The organism is Lysinibacillus mangiferihumi (assembly GCF_003049665.1).
Taxonomy (GTDB): domain Bacteria; phylum Bacillota; class Bacilli; order Bacillales_A; family Planococcaceae; genus Lysinibacillus; species Lysinibacillus mangiferihumi.
On sequence record NZ_PYWM01000095.1, the window covers coordinates 1 to 1,389 of the forward strand.

The 1,389-nt window shown below is 37.1% G+C and carries 1 protein-coding gene; it reads left to right on the forward strand.

Annotation, left to right across the window (positions count from 1 at the left end; genetic code table 11):
* Window positions 1-83 precede the first annotated feature (83 nt).
* Window positions 84-1,255 (forward strand): IS3 family transposase gene (locus C9J37_RS27635; RefSeq protein ID WP_249039309.1). Its coding sequence is split into 2 segments (ribosomal slippage): window positions 84-345 and window positions 345-1,255, totalling 1,173 coding nucleotides; the frame shifts between segments, so codons are not numbered across the junction.
* The last annotated feature ends 134 nt before the right edge of the window (window positions 1,256-1,389 follow it).

Here is a 1,389-nt window from a genome sequence, read left to right on the forward strand (position 1 = left end):
TGATGTTAGTCTAAATTATGGACACAGTGAATTGGGAGTTTATAAAGTATAATAATCTTAACAATTTACTAGGAGTGTCTAAGATGACAAAACGAAAAAGTTATGACAAAGAATTTAAATTAGAGGCCGTACAATTAGTTGAAAGTGGCAAGAGGGTTGCGGAGGTTGCACGTGAGCTGGATCTTGCAGAACAAACATTACACAATTGGGTAAAGAAATTTAGTAAAGATGGGGAAGCTGCATTTGTCGGTAGTGGGAACTTAAAACCCGAAGACAAGGAAAATAAAGATTTACAAAAAAGAATACGTGACCTAGAAGAGGAAAACGCCATCTTAAAAAAGGCTATGAGCATCTTTGCGAAAGACCAGAAGTAATTTACAACTTTATTCAACAGCACCGACACGATTTCCGTGTGGCAAAGATGTGCGAAGTATTAGGTGTTTCAAGAAGTGGTTACTACGAGTGGCTAAATCGACCAAAGAGTAATCAAAAAGAACGGAAAGAAAAGTTAACGAGCCAAATAAAACGAGTGTATTTGGACTCAAGAAGAAATTATGGTAGTCCAAAGATCACAAAACAATTGAATTCAGAAGGAGTCTCTGTATCGCAAAAAACCGTATCAAGAATTATGAAAGAAGAAGGCATTCGCTCAAAAACAGTGAAAAAATACAAAGCGACGACGAATTCAAAACATAATCTACCAGTATATCCAAATCTATTAGACCAACAATTCAAAGTAGAACGCCCTGGACAAGCGTGGGTAGCTGACATTACGTATATATGGACCAGTGAAGGTTGGCTCTATCTAGCAACGATTATGGAGTTGTATTCAAGACGAATCATCGGTTGGGCAATGGATGAGAGAATGACAAAGGAATTAGTGATCCTCGCCTTAAAACGAGCAATCAGAACTCAGACTCAAACTCCTGGACTCATTCATCATTCAGATCGTGGGAGCCAGTATGCGTCGAAGGAATACCAACAAGTATTACGAACTAACGGAATGGTTACAAGTATGAGCAGAAAAGGAAACTGTTACGATAATGCATGTATCGAGTCATTTCATAGCGTCATCAAAAGAGAGTTAGTTTTTCATGAAAAGTATAAAACGAGAGATCAAGCCAAGAAAAGTATCATTGAATACATCGTTAGTTTTTATAACTACAAGCGTATCCATTCATTCACAAATTATATGTCGCCCATTGCATACGAAAAGCAATATTTCAAAGCTTCACAGAAAACTAAGGTCATATAATTAAACCCTTTTAACCTCACAAAAAATTTAAGGGTTACGCCCCTTAAATTATTTGTGAGGCGAGCAAGCGATAGCGCGCTTAGATTTAAAGCAAAATCTCAATTTTCCCTGTCCATTTTCTTGACATAGTATCA